Origin of the sequence: Marinomonas pontica (assembly GCF_036322735.1) — a bacterium.
Lineage (GTDB): Bacteria > Pseudomonadota > Gammaproteobacteria > Pseudomonadales > Marinomonadaceae > Marinomonas > Marinomonas pontica.
The window spans coordinates 3,270,751-3,289,693 of record NZ_AP027271.1 but is presented as its reverse complement, the minus strand read 5'-3'; the positions used below and the strand labels follow the sequence as shown (position 1 = coordinate 3,289,693).

The 18,943-nt window shown below is 46.6% G+C and carries 18 protein-coding genes; 14 read left to right on the top strand and 4 right to left on the bottom strand.

What is annotated here, in order from left to right; translation table 11 throughout:
• The first annotated feature begins 123 nt into the window (after positions 1-123).
• From AABA11_RS15485 to AABA11_RS15460, 6 genes are all read left to right on the top strand, one after another.
• Positions 124-1,482, top strand: a complete 1,359-nt coding sequence (locus AABA11_RS15485; RefSeq protein ID WP_265730341.1) for an MFS transporter — start codon at positions 124-126, stop codon at positions 1,480-1,482.
• 37 nt (positions 1,483-1,519) lie between these two features.
• Positions 1,520-2,239 carry a single-stranded DNA-binding protein gene (gene ssb / locus AABA11_RS15480; RefSeq protein WP_265730340.1) on the top strand — a complete coding sequence of 240 codons (720 nt, stop codon included), beginning with the start codon at positions 1,520-1,522 and terminating at the stop codon, positions 2,237-2,239.
• 73 nt (positions 2,240-2,312) lie between these two features.
• Positions 2,313-2,939, top strand: a complete 627-nt coding sequence (gene smrA / locus AABA11_RS15475; RefSeq protein WP_338269306.1) for a DNA endonuclease SmrA — start codon at positions 2,313-2,315, stop codon at positions 2,937-2,939.
• Positions 2,940-3,107: 168 nt separating this feature from the next.
• Entirely contained in the window at positions 3,108-6,029 is a 2,922-nt protein-coding gene (locus AABA11_RS15470; RefSeq protein ID WP_265730338.1) for an insulinase family protein, read from the top strand.
• A 51-nt stretch (positions 6,030-6,080) separates the two neighbouring features.
• Positions 6,081-7,187, top strand: a complete 1,107-nt coding sequence (locus AABA11_RS15465; RefSeq protein WP_265730337.1) for a 1-acyl-sn-glycerol-3-phosphate acyltransferase — start codon at positions 6,081-6,083, stop codon at positions 7,185-7,187.
• Between the two features lie 19 nt (positions 7,188-7,206).
• Positions 7,207-7,962, top strand: a complete 756-nt coding sequence (locus AABA11_RS15460) for a lysophospholipid acyltransferase family protein (RefSeq protein ID WP_265730336.1) — start codon at positions 7,207-7,209, stop codon at positions 7,960-7,962.
• Between the two features lie 74 nt (positions 7,963-8,036).
• On the opposite strand, the gene fabB is transcribed toward AABA11_RS15460, so the two are convergent.
• Both fabB and fabA read right to left on the bottom strand, forming a co-directional pair.
• Positions 8,037-9,251 carry a beta-ketoacyl-ACP synthase I gene (gene fabB / locus AABA11_RS15455; RefSeq protein WP_265730335.1) on the bottom strand — a complete coding sequence of 405 codons (1,215 nt, stop codon included), beginning with the start codon at positions 9,249-9,251 and terminating at the stop codon, positions 8,037-8,039.
• A gap of 26 nt (positions 9,252-9,277) precedes the next feature.
• Positions 9,278-9,793 (bottom strand): 3-hydroxyacyl-[acyl-carrier-protein] dehydratase FabA, encoded by a 516-nt coding sequence (gene fabA / locus AABA11_RS15450; RefSeq protein WP_110577393.1) that lies wholly within the window; start codon positions 9,791-9,793, stop codon positions 9,278-9,280.
• A gap of 299 nt (positions 9,794-10,092) precedes the next feature.
• On the opposite strand from fabA, the gene AABA11_RS15445 reads away from it, so the two are divergent.
• On the top strand, positions 10,093-10,986 hold the full coding sequence (locus AABA11_RS15445) for an alpha/beta hydrolase (RefSeq protein WP_265730334.1): 894 nt from the start codon (positions 10,093-10,095) through the stop codon (positions 10,984-10,986).
• 62 nt (positions 10,987-11,048) lie between these two features.
• Here AABA11_RS15445 and ispB read toward each other — a convergent pair whose 3' ends face one another.
• Positions 11,049-12,029 carry an octaprenyl diphosphate synthase gene (ispB, locus tag AABA11_RS15440; protein WP_265730333.1) on the bottom strand — a complete coding sequence of 327 codons (981 nt, stop codon included), beginning with the start codon at positions 12,027-12,029 and terminating at the stop codon, positions 11,049-11,051.
• Positions 12,030-12,311: 282 nt separating this feature from the next.
• On the opposite strand from ispB, the gene rplU reads away from it, so the two are divergent.
• The 5 genes from rplU (at position 12,312) to AABA11_RS15415 (ending at position 15,733) form a co-directional block, all read left to right on the top strand.
• The gene (gene rplU, locus AABA11_RS15435; RefSeq protein ID WP_012071898.1) at positions 12,312-12,620 is read left to right on the top strand and encodes a 50S ribosomal protein L21; all 309 of its coding nucleotides are present in this window, start codon (positions 12,312-12,314) and stop codon (positions 12,618-12,620) included.
• A 31-nt stretch (positions 12,621-12,651) separates the two neighbouring features.
• Complete coding sequence (rpmA, locus tag AABA11_RS15430) at positions 12,652-12,909, top strand: 50S ribosomal protein L27 (RefSeq protein WP_265730332.1); 258 nt, start codon at positions 12,652-12,654, stop codon at positions 12,907-12,909.
• Positions 12,910-13,017: 108 nt separating this feature from the next.
• Entirely contained in the window at positions 13,018-14,208 is a 1,191-nt protein-coding gene (cgtA, locus tag AABA11_RS15425; protein ID WP_338269298.1) for an Obg family GTPase CgtA, read from the top strand.
• A gap of 26 nt (positions 14,209-14,234) precedes the next feature.
• Positions 14,235-15,359, top strand: a complete 1,125-nt coding sequence (gene proB, locus AABA11_RS15420; RefSeq protein ID WP_338269296.1) for a glutamate 5-kinase — start codon at positions 14,235-14,237, stop codon at positions 15,357-15,359.
• Positions 15,360-15,370: 11 nt separating this feature from the next.
• A complete protein-coding gene (locus AABA11_RS15415; protein WP_338269295.1) occupies positions 15,371-15,733 on the top strand; it encodes a diacylglycerol kinase in 363 nt (120 codons plus the stop codon).
• Between the two features lie 64 nt (positions 15,734-15,797).
• Here AABA11_RS15415 and rpsT read toward each other — a convergent pair whose 3' ends face one another.
• Positions 15,798-16,061 (bottom strand): 30S ribosomal protein S20, encoded by a 264-nt coding sequence (rpsT, locus tag AABA11_RS15410; RefSeq protein WP_111608659.1) that lies wholly within the window; start codon positions 16,059-16,061, stop codon positions 15,798-15,800.
• Positions 16,062-16,291: 230 nt separating this feature from the next.
• Between rpsT and murJ the strand changes: the two genes are divergently transcribed.
• Both murJ and ribF read left to right on the top strand, forming a co-directional pair.
• Entirely contained in the window at positions 16,292-17,860 is a 1,569-nt protein-coding gene (murJ, locus tag AABA11_RS15405; protein WP_338269289.1) for a murein biosynthesis integral membrane protein MurJ, read from the top strand.
• Positions 17,861-17,988: 128 nt separating this feature from the next.
• Positions 17,989-18,918 (top strand): bifunctional riboflavin kinase/FAD synthetase, encoded by a 930-nt coding sequence (ribF, locus tag AABA11_RS15400; protein ID WP_338269288.1) that lies wholly within the window; start codon positions 17,989-17,991, stop codon positions 18,916-18,918.
• The last annotated feature ends 25 nt before the right edge of the window (positions 18,919-18,943 follow it).

Below are 18,943 nucleotides of genomic sequence, written 5' to 3'. Positions count from 1 at the left end.
ATCTGCCAGTAAATTAAATAACTGTCTATTTTTACAGTAGTTGAAATGGAGCTTCAACGGTATTTTTTGTAAAATTGACAATCTTTTTCTTAACCATCCAAGTTAAACGGTTGAAACCTCCTTATGGATCTACTCGAACGTCGTTCAGTTCTTGCGTTAGCGCTGATTTATCTTTTTAGAATGTTAGGTTTATTCCTAATTATGCCTGTTATCAGCGTTGCGGCGGATGGTTTAACCGGTGCTGATGCCGCGTTGATCGGTACCGCCATTGGTATTTATGGTCTGACTCAAGCGAGCTTACAAATTCCGATGGGCATGTGGTCTGACAAAATTGGCCGTAAGCGTGTGATCGTGATTGGCTTATTGTTGTTTGCCGTTGGTAGCCTGATTTGCGCAAATGCAGAAAGTATTATGGTTTTAATTGTTGGGCGAGCTGTGCAAGGGGCTGGGGCGATTGCCAGTACTTTGATGGCGTTATTGAGTGATGTGACGCGAGAGCAAAATCGTACGAAAGCGATGGCGATCGTGGGTATTAGTATTGGCGCGTCTTTTATGTTGTCGTTGGTGCTTGGACCTTGGATTTTTGCTTTGGTTGGATTGTCTGGGCTGTTTTATTTGTCATTTGCGCTATCTTTACTTGGGATCGTCTTGATCCTATTTGCTGTGCCAAATATTGTGCAACATACCTTTAAGCGAGACACAACACCGAGTCTTTTGGCGTTGGGTTTGGTGTTGAAAGACTCAAAATTACGCTTCTTAAATGTCAGTGTTTTGTTGTTGCACGCAAGCTTGACCGCGTTGTTTGTTACGGTGCCGAATTTACTCATCGAGCGGTATGATTTGCCATTGGCTCAACACAGTTGGTTATACTTGGCGATCATGGGTTTTGCCTTTGCAGGTATGTTACCATTAGTGATTATTGCGGAAGCCAAAGGCAAGATGAAGGGCGTCCTAATTGCCATTATGTTGTTGCTGGGGATAAGCGCCATTGGGCTGCAATGGGCACCTTATCTGTGGGCTTTTGGTGTCCTACTATGGGTCTATTTTGTTGGTTTTAATTCGCTGGAAGCAGTGCTGCCGTCACTGGTGAGTAAACTGGCTCCTGTTGGCTATCGTGGTACCGCGATGGGTGTGTTTTCAACGCATCAGTTTATGGGGTCGTTTTTCGGTGGCATTAGCGGTGGTTGGTTACTGCAACATCACTCACATGGTGGTGTTTTTTGGGTTGTAGGGATCGTGTTTTTGGCTTGGTCTCTTGTGTGCTTGGCTCAACCTGCGCCGCGCCAATTGAGCAGTTTGGCATTCAGCGTGTCCAGCATGACCCATGATGAAGTATCTAAGATGGCGGACGAACTTTTAACTATCCAAGGAGTGGAAGATATGCAGATTTTTAAAGATGAGCAAACCGCTTATCTTAAAGTGGACAAGAAATTATTGGATAAAGACGCATTACTGCGTTTAGCGCCACAAGCGCGTATTTAGAAAAACACGATTCTATTTTTAGCTGGAGAAAAGCGTCATGGCACGTGGAATAAACAAAGTAATCTTGATTGGTAACGCGGGCAACGACGCAGAAGTGCGTTTCATGCCTTCTGGCGGTGCGGTTGCAAACGTTAACTTGGCAACAACAGAAAGCTGGCGTGACAAGCAAACAGGTCAAATGCAAGAACGTACAGAGTGGCACCGTGTCTCTTTCATGGACCGCGGTAACTTCCGCTTGGGCCAGATTGCTGGAGACTTTATTAAAAAAGGGTCAAAAGTCTACGTAGAAGGTTCATTGCGTACACGCGAATGGGAAAAAGACGGTATTAAGCGTTATACAACCGAAATCATTGCGAATGAAATGCAATTATTAGACGGTCGTGGTGATAATGCTGGCCAACAAGGTGGTGGTTACGATTCAATGCAAGGTGGTGGCTACGGTCAAGCACCGCAACAATCTGCACCACAACAAGGTGGCTACGGCCAAGCGCCTCAGCAGGCTGCGCCACAAGGTTTTAACCAACCACAAAGTGGTTATGGACAAGCGCCAGCGCATCAAGCTGCCCCTCAGCAAGCGGCACCACAACAAGCTGCGCCACAGTCTTTCGGTAGCTGGGGAAATGCGCCACAACAAGCACCAGCTCAAGCCGCCCCGCAACAACGCGCGCCACAACAACCTGCGCCGCAGCGCGCACCTGAGCCAAAGCCTCAGCAAGCACCAAACTTTGATGATTTCGACGATGACATCCCGTTCTGATTCCTACATAAATTAGAATAGGCCTGTCTAAGGTTGAAGAAATAAAGGCTCCTATTGGGGCCTTTATTGTTCTATGTTAGCGCTTAGCGAATGCGATTGGTTTGATGAGGTATTGGTTGTGAATGACGAAGATGAAACGTCTTTGTTTGCTCAAGAAGTGGCGGGGATTCGACCACTGAAAAAAAGCGAAGTGTATCTCGGCAAAAAAGGGCCAGAGGTCGATTTTTCGGTTCGTCAGCGTGCCGCTTTGATCGCTAATGAAGCAGACAATAACCACTTATCTCATGATTATGTGGAGAAGGTAGAACCCAATGACATGCTCGAGTACAAGAACGCAGGCGTGCAGGAAGGGGTGTTTAAGCGACTTCGACAAGGAAAATATGGCATTGAGGCTCGGTTGGATTTACACCGACGTACGGTGGCTCAGGCTCGAGAGCAGGTGTATCAGTTTGCTGAAGATTGTGTGCGTAATGATATTCGAGTGGCGATTATTGTCCATGGTAAAGGGGATCGTACACCAGATCCCGATAGTCAGGCGATGATCAAGAGTTATATAAATAAGTGGTTAAGAGATTTGGATAATGTCATGGCGTTTCATAGCGCACAGCGCCATCATGGTGGTTTGGGAGCCGTGTACGTCTTGTTCAAAAAAAGCGAGAAAGCCCGCTTGGAAAACTGGGAAAAGCACCAAAAACGTTAGTTTTTGAGGCTCATCAAAACGAAAGGGTTCACGTTAGTTCGTGCAGTAAAAGCCATGTTTTTGCTATAATTCCGCCACTTTGCTGTCTTGGACTTATGTTGTCTTGAGAGTGTCCAAGCGGCCCCAAAATATTGTAATTATCGTATTCTAATTTTATCGAGGTCGAGAATGGCAAATAGCACCGCACACCATCCTGCGTTTACGTTTCTTCGCAGTGAGTTTATCGATGCTCTGAATGTGACCGTTCAAGAGTTTGAACACACCGTTACAGGTGCTAAACATTTTCATATCGCTTCTGAAAATGACGAGAATGTTTTTCTCGTTGGCTTGAAGACGGTTCCAACCGATTCTTGTGGCGTTGCTCATATTCTAGAGCATACCGTGTTGTGTGGATCTGAGCGTTTTCCTGTCCGCGATCCTTTTTTCATGATGATCCGTCGTTCGCTGAATACTTTTATGAATGCGTTCACGTCGTCTGATTGGACCGCGTATCCATTCGCCAGCAAGAACAAAAAAGATTTCAACAACTTGTTGGGTGTGTATTTAGACGCCGTGTTCTTTTCTCGTTTAGACGAGTTGGATTTTTCCCAAGAAGGCCATCGCTTAGAATTCGCCGAGCCTGACAATGCTGAGTCAGAATTGACGTTCAAAGGCGTTGTCTTTAACGAGATGAAAGGTGCGATGAGTTCAACGACGTCGGTACTGTGGCAAACTCTGACCAAGTATTTGTTCCCAAACAACACTTACCATTTTAATTCTGGTGGCGAGCCAACGGACATTCCGGATTTGTCTTACCAAGATTTATTGGCGTTTTATCGTACTCATTATCACCCCTCTAATGCTGTTTTTATGACGTTTGGTGATATTCCTGCGGAAACACTGCAGGCCGAATTCGAAGACAAAGTACTGAGTCGTTTTGAGCGATTGGAAGAACAGGTCAGTGTGCCGAACGCGAAGCGGTATTTCTCTCCAGTGCGAGTAGAGGAAGGTTACGCTGCGGAAGAAGTAAAAGAAGATGGCAGTCATGTTGTAGTGGGTTGGTTGTTGGGTGAGAGTACGGATTTGAATCAGCAGTTCGAAGCGCAATTGTTGTCTAGTGTGTTGCTAGACAACAGTGCCTCACCGCTGATGAGAGTGTTGGAAAACAGCGATCTAGGTCGTGCACCTTCGCCAATGTGTGGTCTTGAAGACAGCAATAAAGAAATGAGCTTTATGTGCGGGCTGGAAGGGGTAAAACGCGAAGACGCCCCAAAAGTAGAAGCATTGGTGTTGTCGACATTAGAAAGCATTGCTGAAAAAGGCGTGCCACAAGACATGGTGGAGGCCATGTTGCACCAATTAGAATTGAGCCAACGTGAAATCGGCGGCGGCAGCTATCCTTATGGATTGCAGCTTATTTTAGCGGGTTTGTCGACGGCGGTTCATGCGGGTGATGTGATTGCTCAGCTTGATCTGGATCCGGTTATTAACGCAATGCGTGAAAAAATACAGGATCCCGCGTACATTCCGAATTTGATCAACAGCTTGTTGTTGTCTAATGCCCATCGAGTGACATTAACATTAAGCCCTGATGATGCACTTGAAGCACGCCGTAATCAGGCAGAGAAAGACCGTTTGAGTAAGATCAAAGCGGCCTTGTCTGATGCAGATAAACAGCAAATCATTGAGCGCAGTGCGGCATTAAAAACACGTCAATCGCAAGTGGACGACATGAGTATTCTGCCGAAAGTGGGCTTAGAAGATGTGCCGGCGCGTCTGCCAGAATATGACAATCAAAAAGTTGCGGGCGCATTGCCTGTTACTTTTTACCCTCAAGGCACCAACGGTTTGGTATATCAGCAGTTGGTGATGGACTTGCCAGCGCTTGATGAAGAAGAAATCGAGTACTTGCCGTTATTCTCTTCAATGATGACCGAATTGGGCATTGGGGAAGATGACTATCTTGCGGTTCAAGAGCGCCAAGCTCAGGTGTGTGGTGGCTTGGGAGCGTCGAATTCGATTCGCGCTACGATTGCTGATCGCCAAGAACTCAATGGGTATTTTATTTTGTCATCGAAAGCTTTGGTGCCAAACGTGAAAGCCATGAGTGAGTTGTTAAAAGACACGATGCTTAACGTGCGCTTTGATGAAGTAAGCCGAGTCAAAGAGCTGGTGGCGCAACGTCGAGCTCGTCGTGAACAATCTATTACAGGGCAAGGTCATTCTCTTGCCATGACGGCCGCTTCCAGCGCATTGTCAGGTTTGGCTGCACAGCAAGAAAAATGGAGTGGTATGTCAGGCATTCGTACTGCTATTGCTCTAGATGATGCAATGAAGGCCGACAGCAAGGCTGCCGAGAAGGTGTTGGCTATTTTTAAACGCCTACACAGTAAATTGCTACAAGCTAATAAGCAGCTATTGCTGGTTGCTGAACCTCAGCATGAAGCGGCGGTATTGAGTGAAGCGCAATCTGTGTTTGCGGATTTGCCGGTAGGCGGTGCAAAGACGGCGTTTGTCATGGCGCCAGTGGACGCGCAAGTGAAAGTGGCGTGGTTGACGTCAACCCAAGTGAGCTTCTGCAGTAAGGCATTTCGTACGGCCTATGGCGATCATCCTGATGTGGCGGCATTGACTGTATTGGGTGGTTTCCTACGCAATGGTTTCTTGCACCGAGTGATTCGAGAGCAAGGTGGCGCTTACGGTGGTGGTGCTACATTTGATGGTAGCATTGGCTCGTTCCGTTTTTACTCTTACCGAGATCCTCGTTTGACGGAGACTTTGGCCGATTTTGATGCGTCTATTGAGTGGATGTTGAATGAAACTCACGGTGAAGATGCATTGGAAGAAGCGATCTTGGGTGTTATCGGTTCTATGGATAAGCCAAGTTCCCCAGCGGGAGAGGCGCAGAGTGATTTCTACGTGCAACTACACGGACGCAGTTTGGCGTACAGAGAAGCGTTTCGTGCCAAAGTGCTGGCGGTCACGATTGAGCAGCTGCAGCGTGTGACGAAGACGTATTTAACGAAAGCGAATGAGAACGTAGCGGTCGTTACTGCGACATCAAAACGTGCGGAATTGGAAAGCTTAGGGTTTGATATTCAGACCCTTTAACAATAGCGAATAACAAAAATACAAAAACAGTTTTTACTGATGGAAAATTAAATGGATCAGTTTCACGATATACGCCCCTACAACGACGATGAAGTCGCCGAGGTGCTGAACAATCTGGTAGATACTCCAGATTTCATTAATACCATTATTGGTTTTCGTTTTGCGAAATGGCCTGCGTTTCTAAAAGCGCCATTAGCCTTTGCGGTTAAGTTTGCCTTGAAGCGCCAAATCGCCAATATCTCTAATGTTCATGAGTTCCAAATGCGTGTCGCCAGTTATATGGAGCGCATGATAAAAACCACGACCACCAACGTGGAATACAGAGGCATTGAAAAATTAGAGAAAGGCGTAGGGTATTTGTTTTTATCAAACCATCGAGATATTGCGATGGACCCTGCGTTTGTGAATTATGGTTTGTATTTGGCAGGGTTAGACACTGTGCGTATCGCGATTGGTGATAACTTGTTGCGTCGCCCTTTCGTGTCGGATCTGATGCGTCTGAATAAAAGTTTTATTGTGAAGCGTTCAGCGAACGGTATTCGTGAAATGATGGCCGCTTTTGGTCAGCTATCGGCGTACATCTCGTCCTCTCTCATGACGGATCAAGCGAATATTTGGATCGCGCAAAAAGAAGGGCGTGCCAAAGATGGCTTAGATCAAACTGATCCGGCGATTATTAAGATGTTTTACATGAGCCAGAAGAAAGAAAAAGTGCCTTTCACTGATGCGATGGCAAACTTAAAGATCGTGCCTGTGTCCATTTCGTATGAATACGACCCTTGTGCTTTTGACAAGGCGCGCGAGCTTCATCAAAAATCGACGACAGGGAATTATGAAAAAGCCGAATTTGAAGACATAGACAGCATCAAAAATGGCATTGTCGGTCAAAAAGGCAAGGTTGTTGTGACATTTGGTGACGTTATCAAAGACGGCTTTGACACACCGGAAGAGTTCGTTGCGGAAGTCGATCGTCAAATCATTACAAATTACGCCATCCAATCGACGAATGAAGCGGCTTTGGCTCTGCAGCAAGGATTGCCAACAACGGATAGTGCTTTTGCAAGTTACTTGGAGCGCTGTCCTGATAACCTAAAAGAAACCGTGCTGGCAATGTATGCGAATCCATTGAAACAGCAGCAAACATACTTGAACAAATAGCATAGGGAGTAGGGTGTTAATGAGCATATTGGGGTCATTGCGGTCGTGGATCGGCTCATCCGTATTTGCCGTTTACTATATGGTATCTACCATCGTCTTTGGTGTGTTAGCGCCTTTTGCCACGGTGTTGTTACCGAAGAACTTCCGACAGCCAGTCCTAAATTTACACAATAAAGGTTTGTTGTTTGTCTTTCGTGTTATGTGTGGCGTGAAGGTCGAAATATTAGGTCGCGAGAATATCAACAAAGATCGCCCTGTTGTTTTGGTTGCCAACCACCAAAGCGAATGGGAAACCTATGTGCTACAGGTGCTGATGGCGCCTGTTTCAACGGTATTAAAGAAAGAGCTGTTGTCGGTGCCTTTCTTCGGTTGGGGGTTGCGCATGGTTCAGCCGATTGCGATTGATCGTTCACAGCGTACGAACGCACTGAAGCAAATTATCAGTCAAGGTAAAGAGCGTTTGGACGATGGTCGCTCTGTGCTTATTTTTCCCGAAGGCACGCGTATAGCACCCAATCAAGAGCAAGCGTTCAATAAAGGGGCAGCTATGCTCGCAACGTCGGCAGGCGTGCCAATTCTGCCTGTTGTGCATAATGCAGGTTACACTTGGCCAGGTAAGAAATGGCGTAAATACCCAGGCTCAATACGAGTAGTGATTGGCCCTATTATTGAATCTGAAGGTAAAAAGACATCCGCATTGCACGATGAAATGGACGTGTGGATGCGTGCCGAAATGGCGAAGCTTCCTAAAGGAAATGACGTTCTTTTTCAGTAAGTATTTTTACGGCCAACTACGCATAAAAAAGCCGCATCATGTGATGCGGCTTTTTTTGTGGCTTGGAATAGGGTTTATGCAGAGTATTTTTTGAATACTAGGCTGGCGTTTGTTCCGCCGAATCCAAAGCTATTAGACATGATCATGTTCAGATCAGCATTGTCTTTACGAGTTGTCACTACTGGGATATTGCCCGCTGCAGGATCAAGATCGTCTACGTTTGCTGATGCGGCGATGAAGTTATTCTCCATCATTAGCAAGCAGTAGATTGCTTCATGAACACCCGCCGCGCCTAAAGAGTGGCCAGACAAGGATTTAGTTGAGCTGATCAATGGGATATTGTCACCAAATGTTTCATTAACCGCTTGAAGCTCTTTCATGTCGCCTGCAGGTGTACTTGTACCGTGCGTATTGATGTAGTCAATGTCACCATCGATTGTGCTCATTGCCATCTGCATGCAGCGTACTGCGCCTTCACCAGAAGGAGCCACCATGTCGTAGCCATCGGATGTTGCACCGTAACCTACTAATTCTGCGTAGATTTTAGCGCCGCGAGCTTTAGCGTGTTCAAGCTCCTCGATGACCAACATACCGCCACCGCCAGCAATAACAAAGCCGTCACGGTTTGCGTCGTATGCACGAGACGCTTTTTCTGGCGTTTCGTTGTACTTAGAAGACAGAGCGCCCATCGCATCAAACATGCATGTTTGAGTCCAGCTTTCTTCTTCGCCACCGCCAGCAAAAACGATGTCTTGTTTGCCTAGCTGAATCAGCTCCATTGCGTTACCAATACAATGCGCACTAGTAGAACAAGCGGATGTGATTGAGTAGTTTACGCCTTTGATTTTGAATGGCGTTGCCAAACAAGCAGAAACCGTGCTGCCCATAGTTTGAGTAACTCGGTATGGTCCAACGCGCTTAACGCCTTTTTCGCGTAGCGTGTCTGCTGCATCAACTAGGTTTTGGGCAGATGCACCGCCAGAGCCTGCTACTAGGCCGGTACGGATATTAGATACTTGGTCTTCTGTTAATCCAGCGTCCACAATAGCTTGCTGCATGGAAACATAAGCGTAAGTGGCCGCATCGCCCATGAAACGGCGAACTTTGCGGTCAATGCTTTCTGCATCTAGATCAATACGACCACAAACGTGGCTACGAAAGCCATGTTCTTTGTAATCTTCGGCGAAACGGATACCAGACTGACCCTCGCGTAACGAGTTTAGAACGCTATCTTTGTCATTACCTAGGCAGCTGACAATGCCAAGACCTGTTACTACTACACGACGCATAAATGTGCCTCTTTCATTCTTAATCTTTAGAAGTTATCTGTTGACGTAAACAAACCTACACGCAAATCTTTTGCAGTATAAATCTCACGACCATCAACTTTAACGCTTCCGTCTGCAATTCCCATCACAAGTTTGCGTTCGATAACGCGCTTCAGGTGAATGTGGAAAGTTACTTTTTTCGCGGTTGGAAGGATTTGTCCGGTGAATTTTACTTCGCCTGAACCCAGTGCGCGTCCGCGCCCTTTATTGCCCTTCCAGCCAAGGAAGAACCCTACTAGCTGCCACATCGCATCTAAGCCTAGGCAACCAGGCATAACTGGATCACCAGGAAAGTGACAAGCAAAAAACCATAGGTCTGGGTGGATGTCTAGCTCAGCGATAATTTCGCCTTTGCCGTGCTCACCGCCTTCAGTCGAGATGTGAGTAATGCGATCCATCATTAGCATATTGCCGACAGGAAGTTGGGCATTGCCTGCACCAAACATTTCACCGTGGCCGCATTTTAATAGTTCGTCTTTTTCAAAAGATGAAGCTGTAGTCATTATAGTCCTATATCCACATCCAGCCGGTGACTCAAAATAGTCTGGTGGATTGTTGTGGTCCAGTTTGCAGTAGAAAATCCAGCTGATTATATCGGTTTGGAACTCTAATATGAATGTTTGAACGGAAAAAAAGCAAATTACCTGCCTGAAAATTGATCATTTTTATGATATTTCAGCAGGTTAGCCGTTTGTAGCAAGGCGCAAACAGACTTTTAATGATGCTAGGTGGCGTCATTTGCTGATGTTTTTTCTGGTAGTATGTGTGCTTTCGTCTTGTTTTATTCGCTTCGAGTGTTTTTATGAAGTCACAAAAAGAGCTAAATGTAACCGCGTGGCAGTACCCAGTCGAAGGCGGGCATCTGCAAGGTTATGCGAGCGCGTTAGAGCCGCATCAACCAACCATTCATTTCCTTCATGGTAATGGCTTTTCAGTGAAGACGTATTCGCATTTTTTGTCGAAACTGGAAGGGTACAATTTGATTATGCAAGACGCCGCCGGCCATGGTGAATCCTCAGCAGGAGAGTCCTTTATCGGCTGGAACAGAACGGCTTCGCGTTTTGTGGCGGCTTTGCAGTCGCGACAGTCTTCTTTGCCTAACACGAGATTGATTGGAATGGGGCACAGTTTTGGCGGTTGCATGACGGCTTTAATGAGTGAGCAAACGCCTGCGTTGTTTGATCGTTTGGTGTTGTTGGATCCTGCTCTTTTCCCGCCCCGACTGATTTGGATGATGCGTGGCGTGAAACTGTCTGGTTTAAAAAGCCAGATTCCATTAGCGAGACAGGCTCGCCGCCGACGCACGCAGTGGGAAAGTTTGGCCCAAGTAAAAAATAGCTTTTTTGAAAGAGGGACTTTTAAAGGTTGGGAGCCTGCATGTTTAGATGATTACATCGACGCCTCCATCAAGCAGGATGAAAAGGGGCACTATCAATTAGGTTGCCCACCTTGGATGGAAGCGGCCATTTTTTCGAGTTACCCGAAACGATTGTGGCGTGCTATTGCGAATATTTCGGTTCCTACTTACATCGTGCAAGGAAAGGATACCTTTGATTATTTTAAAGAGGCGTACCGGTTAGCGGCGAAACTTAACCCCAATATTCAGCTGATCGATGTTGAGGGTGGTCATTGTTTTATGCAGCAGAATTCGAGTGCGACAGCGCAGGTTGTCATGGATATATTGAAAAAAGAGTAAATTCGCGCCGTAGATCGCAAACCAAACAAAGAGGTTGTCTTGTTTGGTTTGCTCAAGAGCGATTAATGACGACGCTTCACCGAAGCCTCAGCCAAGGCAATTAGTGCGGCTTTGTAGTCGGATTCTGGTAGCGGCATAATGGCTTTAATGGCAAGGTCAGCTTGCTCTTGTGCTTTTTGCTGGGTGTATTCAATCGCTCCGCAATGTTGCACATCATTCACTATGGCTTCTAGCTGCTCAAGGCCGCCAGTGAGAATGGCTTGTCTTACGCGTTCTATTGCGTCTTGAGGGCCATGCTTCATGGTGAAGATAAGCGGTAAAGTGGGTTTGCCTTCAGCAAGGTCATCGCCGACGCTTTTCCCCATTTCTTCTGCGGTGCTGGTGTAATCCATTACGTCATCAATCAGTTGGAACGCCGTTCCTACGTACATGCCGAACTGTCTTAGTGCTTCCTGATGTTCTGTGCTGGCATTGGCTATGACGGCGCCACAGAGTGCGGCACCTTCAAACAGTTTGGCAGTTTTGTATTGAATGACTTTTAAATAGCTTTCTTCGGTAGTGTCTGGATCGCCACAGTTAATAAGTTGTTGCACTTCACCTTCGGCAATAATATTGGTCGTTTTAGCAAGAATGCTCATGCATTGCATGCTGCCAACATCGACCATGATTTGGAAGGCGCGAGAATAAAGAAAGTCACCGACCAGTACGCTGGGGGCATTTCCCCATTCTTCGTTGGCGGTTTTTTTGCCGCGACGCATGTCCGACTCATCAACAACATCGTCATGGAGTAGTGTGGAGGTATGAATAAACTCAATGATGGTGGCCATTTGAATGGTGTGATCGAGTTTTTGCTTGTCTAACTCTGAGCTGGCTCTGGCAGCAAGTAAAACCAGTAGTGGTCTTAAGCGCTTTCCTCCGTTGCTAATGATGTAGTAGCCAATTTGTTCAATGAGAGGAATGTCACTGCTAAGTTGTGACATAATATAGTCGTTCACTTGGCCAAATTCATTGGCCACAACATCGTGTATTTGTATAGGTTGCATGCAATTTCCGAAGCTAAGTAGTCTCAAGCTGATCAGCAAGTGTGCCTCATGCTAGGTAAGGCTTGTGTCAGGGTCAACCTAAAATACGAAAAATGTATAAAGCTATTGCTTTTCGCTTGTATTGGTTGGTGTGATTTTGTACAATCTCGCGTCCGATTTACCCACATTTTGCTCCCTATCATATGGTTAGTGATTTTTGTCCGATTCGGTCAGAACGTTATTGCCACTAGAAGTAGGTCAAATTCAATTTCAGTAGCCGGGTAAATCTAATTGGAGAAGAACATGTTTGCAGTGATCAAAACTGGCGGTAAGCAATACCGTGTAGAAGAAGGCCAAACCCTTAAGGTTGAGAAATTAGCTGTTGAAGAAGGTGGCGCGATTCAATTCGACGACGTTCTTCTTGTTTGCAACGGCGACGACGTTAAAGTTGGTGCACCAGTTGTAGAAGGCGCTAAAGTAACAGCGGAAGTTGTTGCACATGGTCGCGGAGATAAAGTTAAAATCTTGAAATTCCGTCGTCGTAAGCACTCTATGAAGCGTATGGGTCATCGTCAGTGGTTCACGGAAGTGAAAATTACTGGTATTAACTAAGCGCTAACTATTCAAATTTAAGGAGTAAGTCATGGCTCATAAAAAGGCGGGTGGTAGTACTCGTAACGGTCGCGATTCCGAGTCGAAACGATTAGGTGTCAAACGTTTTGGTGGTCAAGTTGTGATCCCAGGTAACATCCTTGTTCGTCAGCGTGGTACTCAGTTCCACCCTGGTGCAGGTGTTCAAATTGGTAAAGATCACACTTTGTTCGCTGTTGTTGAAGGCCAAGTGAAGTTTGAAGTGAAAGGTAAGTTGAAGCGTCGTACAGTTTCTGTCGTAGCTGCTTAATCGCTTACTAAAAACTTAAAAAAAGCTCCGCGACGCGGGGCTTTTTTTTTGGAAGAATTCTATAATCAGAGTCTGTTGATTCTGATAATCCACCTATGAGGTGTATCTGTGAAATTTGTTGATGAAGCCAGTATCTACGTAAGAGCGGGTAAAGGCGGTAATGGTGCGTTGAGTTTTTGGCGTGAAAAGTTTGTGGCCAAAGGTGGCCCTGATGGCGGTGACGGCGGCAACGGCGGCAGTGTGTTGCTGGTGGCTGATGAGGCGTTGAACACGCTGATCGATTTTCGTTTTACGAAAAAATACATCGCTGAAAGCGGAGAGTCTGGCCAAGGGCGAGATATGACGGGTTCTAAAGGTGCGGATCTTGAGATCAAGGTGCCAGTAGGGACGACAGTTATTGATGATGACACTGGCGAGACGCTGGGCGATCTTGTTCGTGATGGCCAAAAGTTAAAAGTCGCTCAAGGTGGTCATCATGGATTGGGGAATACTCGATTTAAATCCAGTACCAACCGTGCTCCGCGACAGACAACAAAAGGCACGGTGGGCGAAGAACGTACGTTGAAGTTAGAGATGAAAGTCTTGGCCGATGTTGGCTTGCTTGGTTTGCCTAATGCCGGTAAATCGACGTTTATTCGTGCGGTGTCTTCTGCTAAGCCAAAAGTGGCGGATTATCCGTTCACGACCTTGGTGCCAAATTTGGGCGTGGTAAAGGTTAAGAAGCATCAGAGCTTTGTTATTGCCGACATTCCTGGAATTATCGAAGGCGCATCTGAAGGTGCGGGTCTTGGTATTCGTTTCTTGAAGCACTTGGTGCGTAACCGAATTTTGTTGCACATTGTTGATTTGGCACCTTGGGATGAAATCACCCCAGCAGAAGCGGCAGTTATTGCGGTAAACGAATTGCATCAGTTTAGCCCTGCTTTAGCAGAGCGTGATCGTTGGTTGGTTTTGAATAAAACCGACATGGTACCAGAAGACGAATTAGAAGAGCGTTGTCAAAGTGTGATCGATGCGCTTGGATGGGAAGGCAAAGCGTACCGTATTTCGGCTATTTCGGGCGAGGGTACAGAGGTGTTGTGCTTGGACTTGATGACGGCGCTTGATGAGCAGCGTGAGTTGTTGATGGAGAGCCCAGAGGCGCGCGAAAAAGAGAAAGCCGTTCGTGCGTTGATCGACGAAGAAGGTCGAAATCGTATTATGTCATTGCGTGAAAAGCGTCGTTTGGCTGGCAAAATGGTCGACGATGATGATTTCGATGAAGATGATTACGATGTTGAAGTGGAATACGTAAGTTAATCTGATTGGTAGGAAAAAGCAGTATCATGGAAATGCGAGAGAAAATAGCGAAGGCGCAACGTGTTGTTGTTAAAATCGGCAGTGCATTATTGACGAATGATGGGCAAGGGTTGGATGTTGCTCGTATTGGTCTTTGGGTTGCTCAAATTGCTGAATTGCGAGCGCAAGGCAAGGAAGTCGTATTGGTGTCTTCTGGTTCTATTGCGGCTGGCATGAAGCGTCTTGGTTTTTCTGCTCGCCCCACTCAGGTTAATGAGCTTCAGGCGGCCGCAGCCGTTGGTCAAATGGAGCTGGTGGGAGTGTATGAATCTCATTTTGAGAAACATGGTTTATGTACTGCGCAAATTTTGCTGACCCATGATGACTTATCTAACCGACGCCGCTACTTAAACGCACGATCTTCGTTGCGTACGCTGCTTGGTTTTGGAGTTGTACCCATTGTTAATGAAAACGATACGGTTGTAACCGATGAGATTCGTTTTGGTGATAACGACACGCTAGGGGCGTTGGTTGCGAACTTAGTGGAAGCGGATGTGCTGATTATTTTGACGGATCAGCACGGTTTGTTTGATAAAAATCCACGTGATCATCAAGATGCAACATTAATATCGCATATTTCAGCATCGGATGAGCGTTTGGAATCCATGGCAAGCGGCGGTGCTGGCGTATTGGGTAGCGGTGGAATGCTAACGAAAGTACGTGCAGCGCGTTTGGCGGCGCGATCCGGGGCGGATACTTTAATTGCTTCTGGCCGTGAGGAGAGTGTGATTACTCGAGTGGCATCAGGTGAATTGCTGGGAACGTGGTTGCAGCCGGAGCATGGTCGGGTGGCGGCTCGCAAGCAGTGGTTGGCTGGGCATTTGAAGAGTCGTGGCGCGTTGATTTTGGATGACGGTGCGGTAAAGGCGCTGCGCAAAGAAGGTACGAGCCTCTTGCCGGTCGGTGTAAGGGATGCACAAGGGACTTTCTCTCGTGGTGATATGGTGCTTTGTGTTGATCTGCAAGGTGGTTTGGTTGCTCGCGGATTAGTGAACTACAGTGTGGCAGAGACGCTTAAGTTGCTTGGTCAGGCGTCGTCCAATATTGGTGATATTTTGGGTTACAAAGGTGAGCCTGAGCTTATTCATCGCGATGATTTGGTTATTATTTAAAAGGGGTTGTTATGGCGAAGCCGGGTAAAGCAGGTCTAGAGCGCGTGTTGAGTGCGTCAAAATATTCATATCAAGGTTTGCGGGCTCAATGGAAGCATGAAGCGGCTTTTCGCCAAGAGTTTTTCTTATTTTTGATTGCTTTGCCTTTTGCGATTTGGCTTGGTGATACGGGGCTAGAGCGTGCGGTGCTGATTTTTTCAGTGGGTATGGTGTTGATCGTTGAGACGCTAAACTCCAGCGTTGAAGCTGTGGTTGATAGAATCAGTCATGAGCATCATGAATTGTCTGGTCGCGCTAAGGACTTGGGTTCTGCGGCGGTGATGTTGGCTTTGGCGTTGGCTGCTGTTGTTTGGCTGGTGGTGTTACTGGGGTAGAATGGCGCAGTCGGAGTTTTGCAAGACATAAAAAAACCGGCGTTTGCCGGTTTTTTTATAGGTATTAGGCCAGTGCTTTGATTTTAGCACTCAAGCGGCTCTTATGACGAGCAGCTTTGTTTTTGTGATATAGGCCTTTGTCAGCGGCTTTGTCTAGCTTAGAAGTTGCTAGAACGTAAGCTGCTTGTGCGTCAGCTTGATTGCCTGCTTCGATAGCTGCATCTACTTTTTTCAAGTATGTGCGAACCATTGAACGAAGGCTACCATTGTGAGCGCGGCTTTTGATTGCTTGGCGCGCGCGTTTTTTTGAACCGGCGGAATTTGCCACGGTCTGGCTCCTTTAATTTGGAATAAGTAATGACCCAGCACTGTGCTGTGTCATGAAATTAATGTCAAGTTTTAACTTTGAAATCTCGCGGCGGATTTTACCAGTTTTTAGCGCAGTCACAACCCTATTATACAAAAATTAATCAAATGAGCGTATATATTTGGCTGCGCTGTAGTAGCGGCAGGTGTTATTCTTGGCGCATATGTCTATTGTCTAAGTCGTAATTTCTTATGTCTGAAAAAAAGATCGCCGCTAATAAAGAGCCTAAGTCTTTGTCTTTATTGCGTTCTGGTGTCCTGGTTTCTATTTGTACCTTTCTTTCTCGTATTCTTGGGTTGGTGAGAGACGCGGCGTTAGCGTATGTCTTAGGGGCAAGCGGCAGTGCGGATGCGTTTTACGTTGCTTTTAAAATCCCTAATTTTTTTCGACGCTTATTTGCAGAGGGCGCGTTTGCACAAGCCTTTGTTCCTGTGTTGAGTGAATATCGTGTCAAAGAGAGTAAGGAAGAGGTGCGCGCGCTTATTTCGGCGGTGTCGGGTTCTCTTGCGTTGGTTTTGTTGTGCATTACTGTCTTGTTTATGGTGTGCGCACCGTGGGTTGTGTACGTTTTTGCTCCGGGTTTTGCGGGAGACGATGGTCAGACTGCGTTGGCATCAAATTTGTTGGTGATTACTTTCCCCTATTTGATGTTTATTTCTTTAACGGCGTTGGCTGGAGGGATATTAAATGCCCACGGCGAATACGCGGTGCCGGCCATAACCCCTATTTTTTTAAATATCTCGCTTATCGTGGCGACGGTGTTTTTTGCGCGTACGGCGGCACAGGCTGAAACTGCTGTGGCGTGGGGGGTGTTTTTCGCAGGGTTGATTCAATTGATGTTTCAGGTGCCGTTTCTGGCTCGACTGCGTCTTCTGCCTTTGCCGACGTTGGGTTTTCGTCATCCGGGAGTGAAGCGGATTTTGCTTTTGATGGGGCCGGCATTGTTTGGGGTGTCGGTCAGTCAGATTAATTTGCTGTTGGATACGGTTTTGGCCTCTTTTCTTCAAACAGGCAGTATTACTTGGCTGTATTTGTCTGATCGATTGTATGAGCTGCCGTTGGGTGTTTTTGCGATTGCGATCAGCACGGTGATTTTGCCCTCGTTGTCTCGTAGCTTTTCTGGTGGTGAGTCATCTAGATTTTCTGAGACGTTGGATTGGGCGTTACGCATTTTATTATTGATCGCTGTTCCGTCTTCTCTTGCTTTGTTTATGTTGGCGGAGCCTTTGATTGCGACGATTTTTTATCGCGGCGAGCTGACGGTGAATGATGTGCACATGGCGGCGCAGAGTTTGCAGGCGTATTCGTTGGGCTTGGTGTTTATGATGCTGATTAAGGTGTTGGCTCCTGGCTATTATGCAAGGCAAGACACGAAGACGCCTGTGCGTATCGGTATTATTGCCATGGTGTCGAATATGGTGCTGAACTTGATTTTGGTGTGGCCGTTGGGGCATGTGGGTTTGGCGTTGGCGACCAGTCTTTCAGCCGGTTTGAATGCTTTTTTGTTGTGGCGTGGTTTGTATAAACAGCAGCATCATGTGTTTTCTGTTCAATGGGGGCGCTTATTGCGCATATTGATCAGTGCGACTTTTGCGTTGGGTGTGTGTTTGTATCTGTTTCTAATTCAAGGGTGGCAATGGACTCAGATGGCCGATTTAACTAGGGTGGGGTATACCTTGTTTGTTGTGGTCTCTGGCGTGTTTGTGTATTTGGCGGTGGCGGCTGTTGCGGGGTTGCGTCCTTCTATTTTGAAGCATTGATTGTGATCTTGGGTTGATTTGTGGTTTGCACTGCTTGTGCAAGTTCTGGCCTACCGTCATTAGGTTAACTGCTATATAATCCATGATATTTTTTCGACGCTGGGTTTAATTGTTTTGTACGGGGTTCTATGGAGTTAATTCGCGGTATTCATAATATCCGTTCAAAGCATAAAGAGTGTGTGCTGACGATAGGGAATTTTGACGGTGTTCATTTAGGACACAGTGCTATATTGGCTCGCGTAAAAGCCTTGGCTAAGCAGTATCATTCGCCGGCTGGTATTATGATTTTTGAGCCTCAGCCACGAGAGTTTTTTTCTCCTGAATCTGCGCCCGGTCGTATTGGTCGTTTGCGAGATAAAGTGAAGTTGCTGGAAGGGCAAGGCATTGACTATGTTCTTTGTATGCCTTTTAACCCCAAGTTGCAGCAATTGAATGCACAGGCATTTTGTCAGCAGATTTTATTGGACGGTTTGTCAGTAAAGCATTTGGTGGTAGGCGATGATTTTCGCTTTGGCTGTGATCGACAGGGCGACTTTTATTACCTACAAGAGTTTGGCAACCAGCAGGGCTTTGATGTGGAGAATACTCCCTCGGTGCTGAATGCGGTGGGTGAGCGAATTAGCAGTACGGTGGTTAGGCAGGCGCTAGAAAACGGCGATATTGCGGCCGCGCAAATGAATATGGGGCATTCGGTCACATTGAGTGGTCGAGTGGTTCATGGGCAGCAGTTGGGACGAAAACTGGGTTTTCCGACTGCGAATGTCCACCTTAAAGGCGTTAAGTCGGCCTTGTCTGGGGTGTATGCGGTTACCTTTTTGGTGGACGGTGTGTCACACGATGGGGTTGCGAATATCGGTGTGCGACCAACCGTTCAGGGGAAAACTCCTGTTTTGGAAGTGCACTTGTTAGATTTTAATGGTGATTTGTACGATAAGTATGTGCAGGTGACTTTCTGTCAGTTTATTAGGGCAGAGCGAAAAATGGCTGGCTTAAGTGAGCTGGAAACACAAATTCAATGTGATAAAGAAGAAGCGTTACGCTTCTTTGCTAATCAGTGAAAAGATGATCTTTGAGGATAAATCG

Coding starts and splice junctions, on each gene's coding strand:
- AABA11_RS15465 (WP_265730337.1), top strand. CDS start 6,081: ATGGATCAGTTTCACGATATACGCCCCTACAACGACGATGAAGTCGCC.
- AABA11_RS15485 (WP_265730341.1), top strand. CDS start 124: ATGGATCTACTCGAACGTCGTTCAGTTCTTGCGTTAGCGCTGATTTAT.
- AABA11_RS15460 (WP_265730336.1), top strand. CDS start 7,207: ATGAGCATATTGGGGTCATTGCGGTCGTGGATCGGCTCATCCGTATTT.
- AABA11_RS15470 (WP_265730338.1), top strand. CDS start 3,108: ATGGCAAATAGCACCGCACACCATCCTGCGTTTACGTTTCTTCGCAGT.
- AABA11_RS15445 (WP_265730334.1), top strand. CDS start 10,093: ATGAAGTCACAAAAAGAGCTAAATGTAACCGCGTGGCAGTACCCAGTC.
- ribF (WP_338269288.1), top strand. CDS start 17,989: ATGGAGTTAATTCGCGGTATTCATAATATCCGTTCAAAGCATAAAGAG.
- ssb (WP_265730340.1), top strand. CDS start 1,520: ATGGCACGTGGAATAAACAAAGTAATCTTGATTGGTAACGCGGGCAAC.
- proB (WP_338269296.1), top strand. CDS start 14,235: ATGGAAATGCGAGAGAAAATAGCGAAGGCGCAACGTGTTGTTGTTAAA.
- rpmA (WP_265730332.1), top strand. CDS start 12,652: ATGGCTCATAAAAAGGCGGGTGGTAGTACTCGTAACGGTCGCGATTCC.
- fabB (WP_265730335.1), bottom strand. CDS start 9,251: ATGCGTCGTGTAGTAGTAACAGGTCTTGGCATTGTCAGCTGCCTAGGT.
- AABA11_RS15415 (WP_338269295.1), top strand. CDS start 15,371: ATGGCGAAGCCGGGTAAAGCAGGTCTAGAGCGCGTGTTGAGTGCGTCA.
- murJ (WP_338269289.1), top strand. CDS start 16,292: ATGTCTGAAAAAAAGATCGCCGCTAATAAAGAGCCTAAGTCTTTGTCT.
- ispB (WP_265730333.1), bottom strand. CDS start 12,029: ATGCAACCTATACAAATACACGATGTTGTGGCCAATGAATTTGGCCAA.
- smrA (WP_338269306.1), top strand. CDS start 2,313: ATGTTAGCGCTTAGCGAATGCGATTGGTTTGATGAGGTATTGGTTGTG.
- rplU (WP_012071898.1), top strand. CDS start 12,312: ATGTTTGCAGTGATCAAAACTGGCGGTAAGCAATACCGTGTAGAAGAA.
- fabA (WP_110577393.1), bottom strand. CDS start 9,793: ATGACTACAGCTTCATCTTTTGAAAAAGACGAACTATTAAAATGCGGC.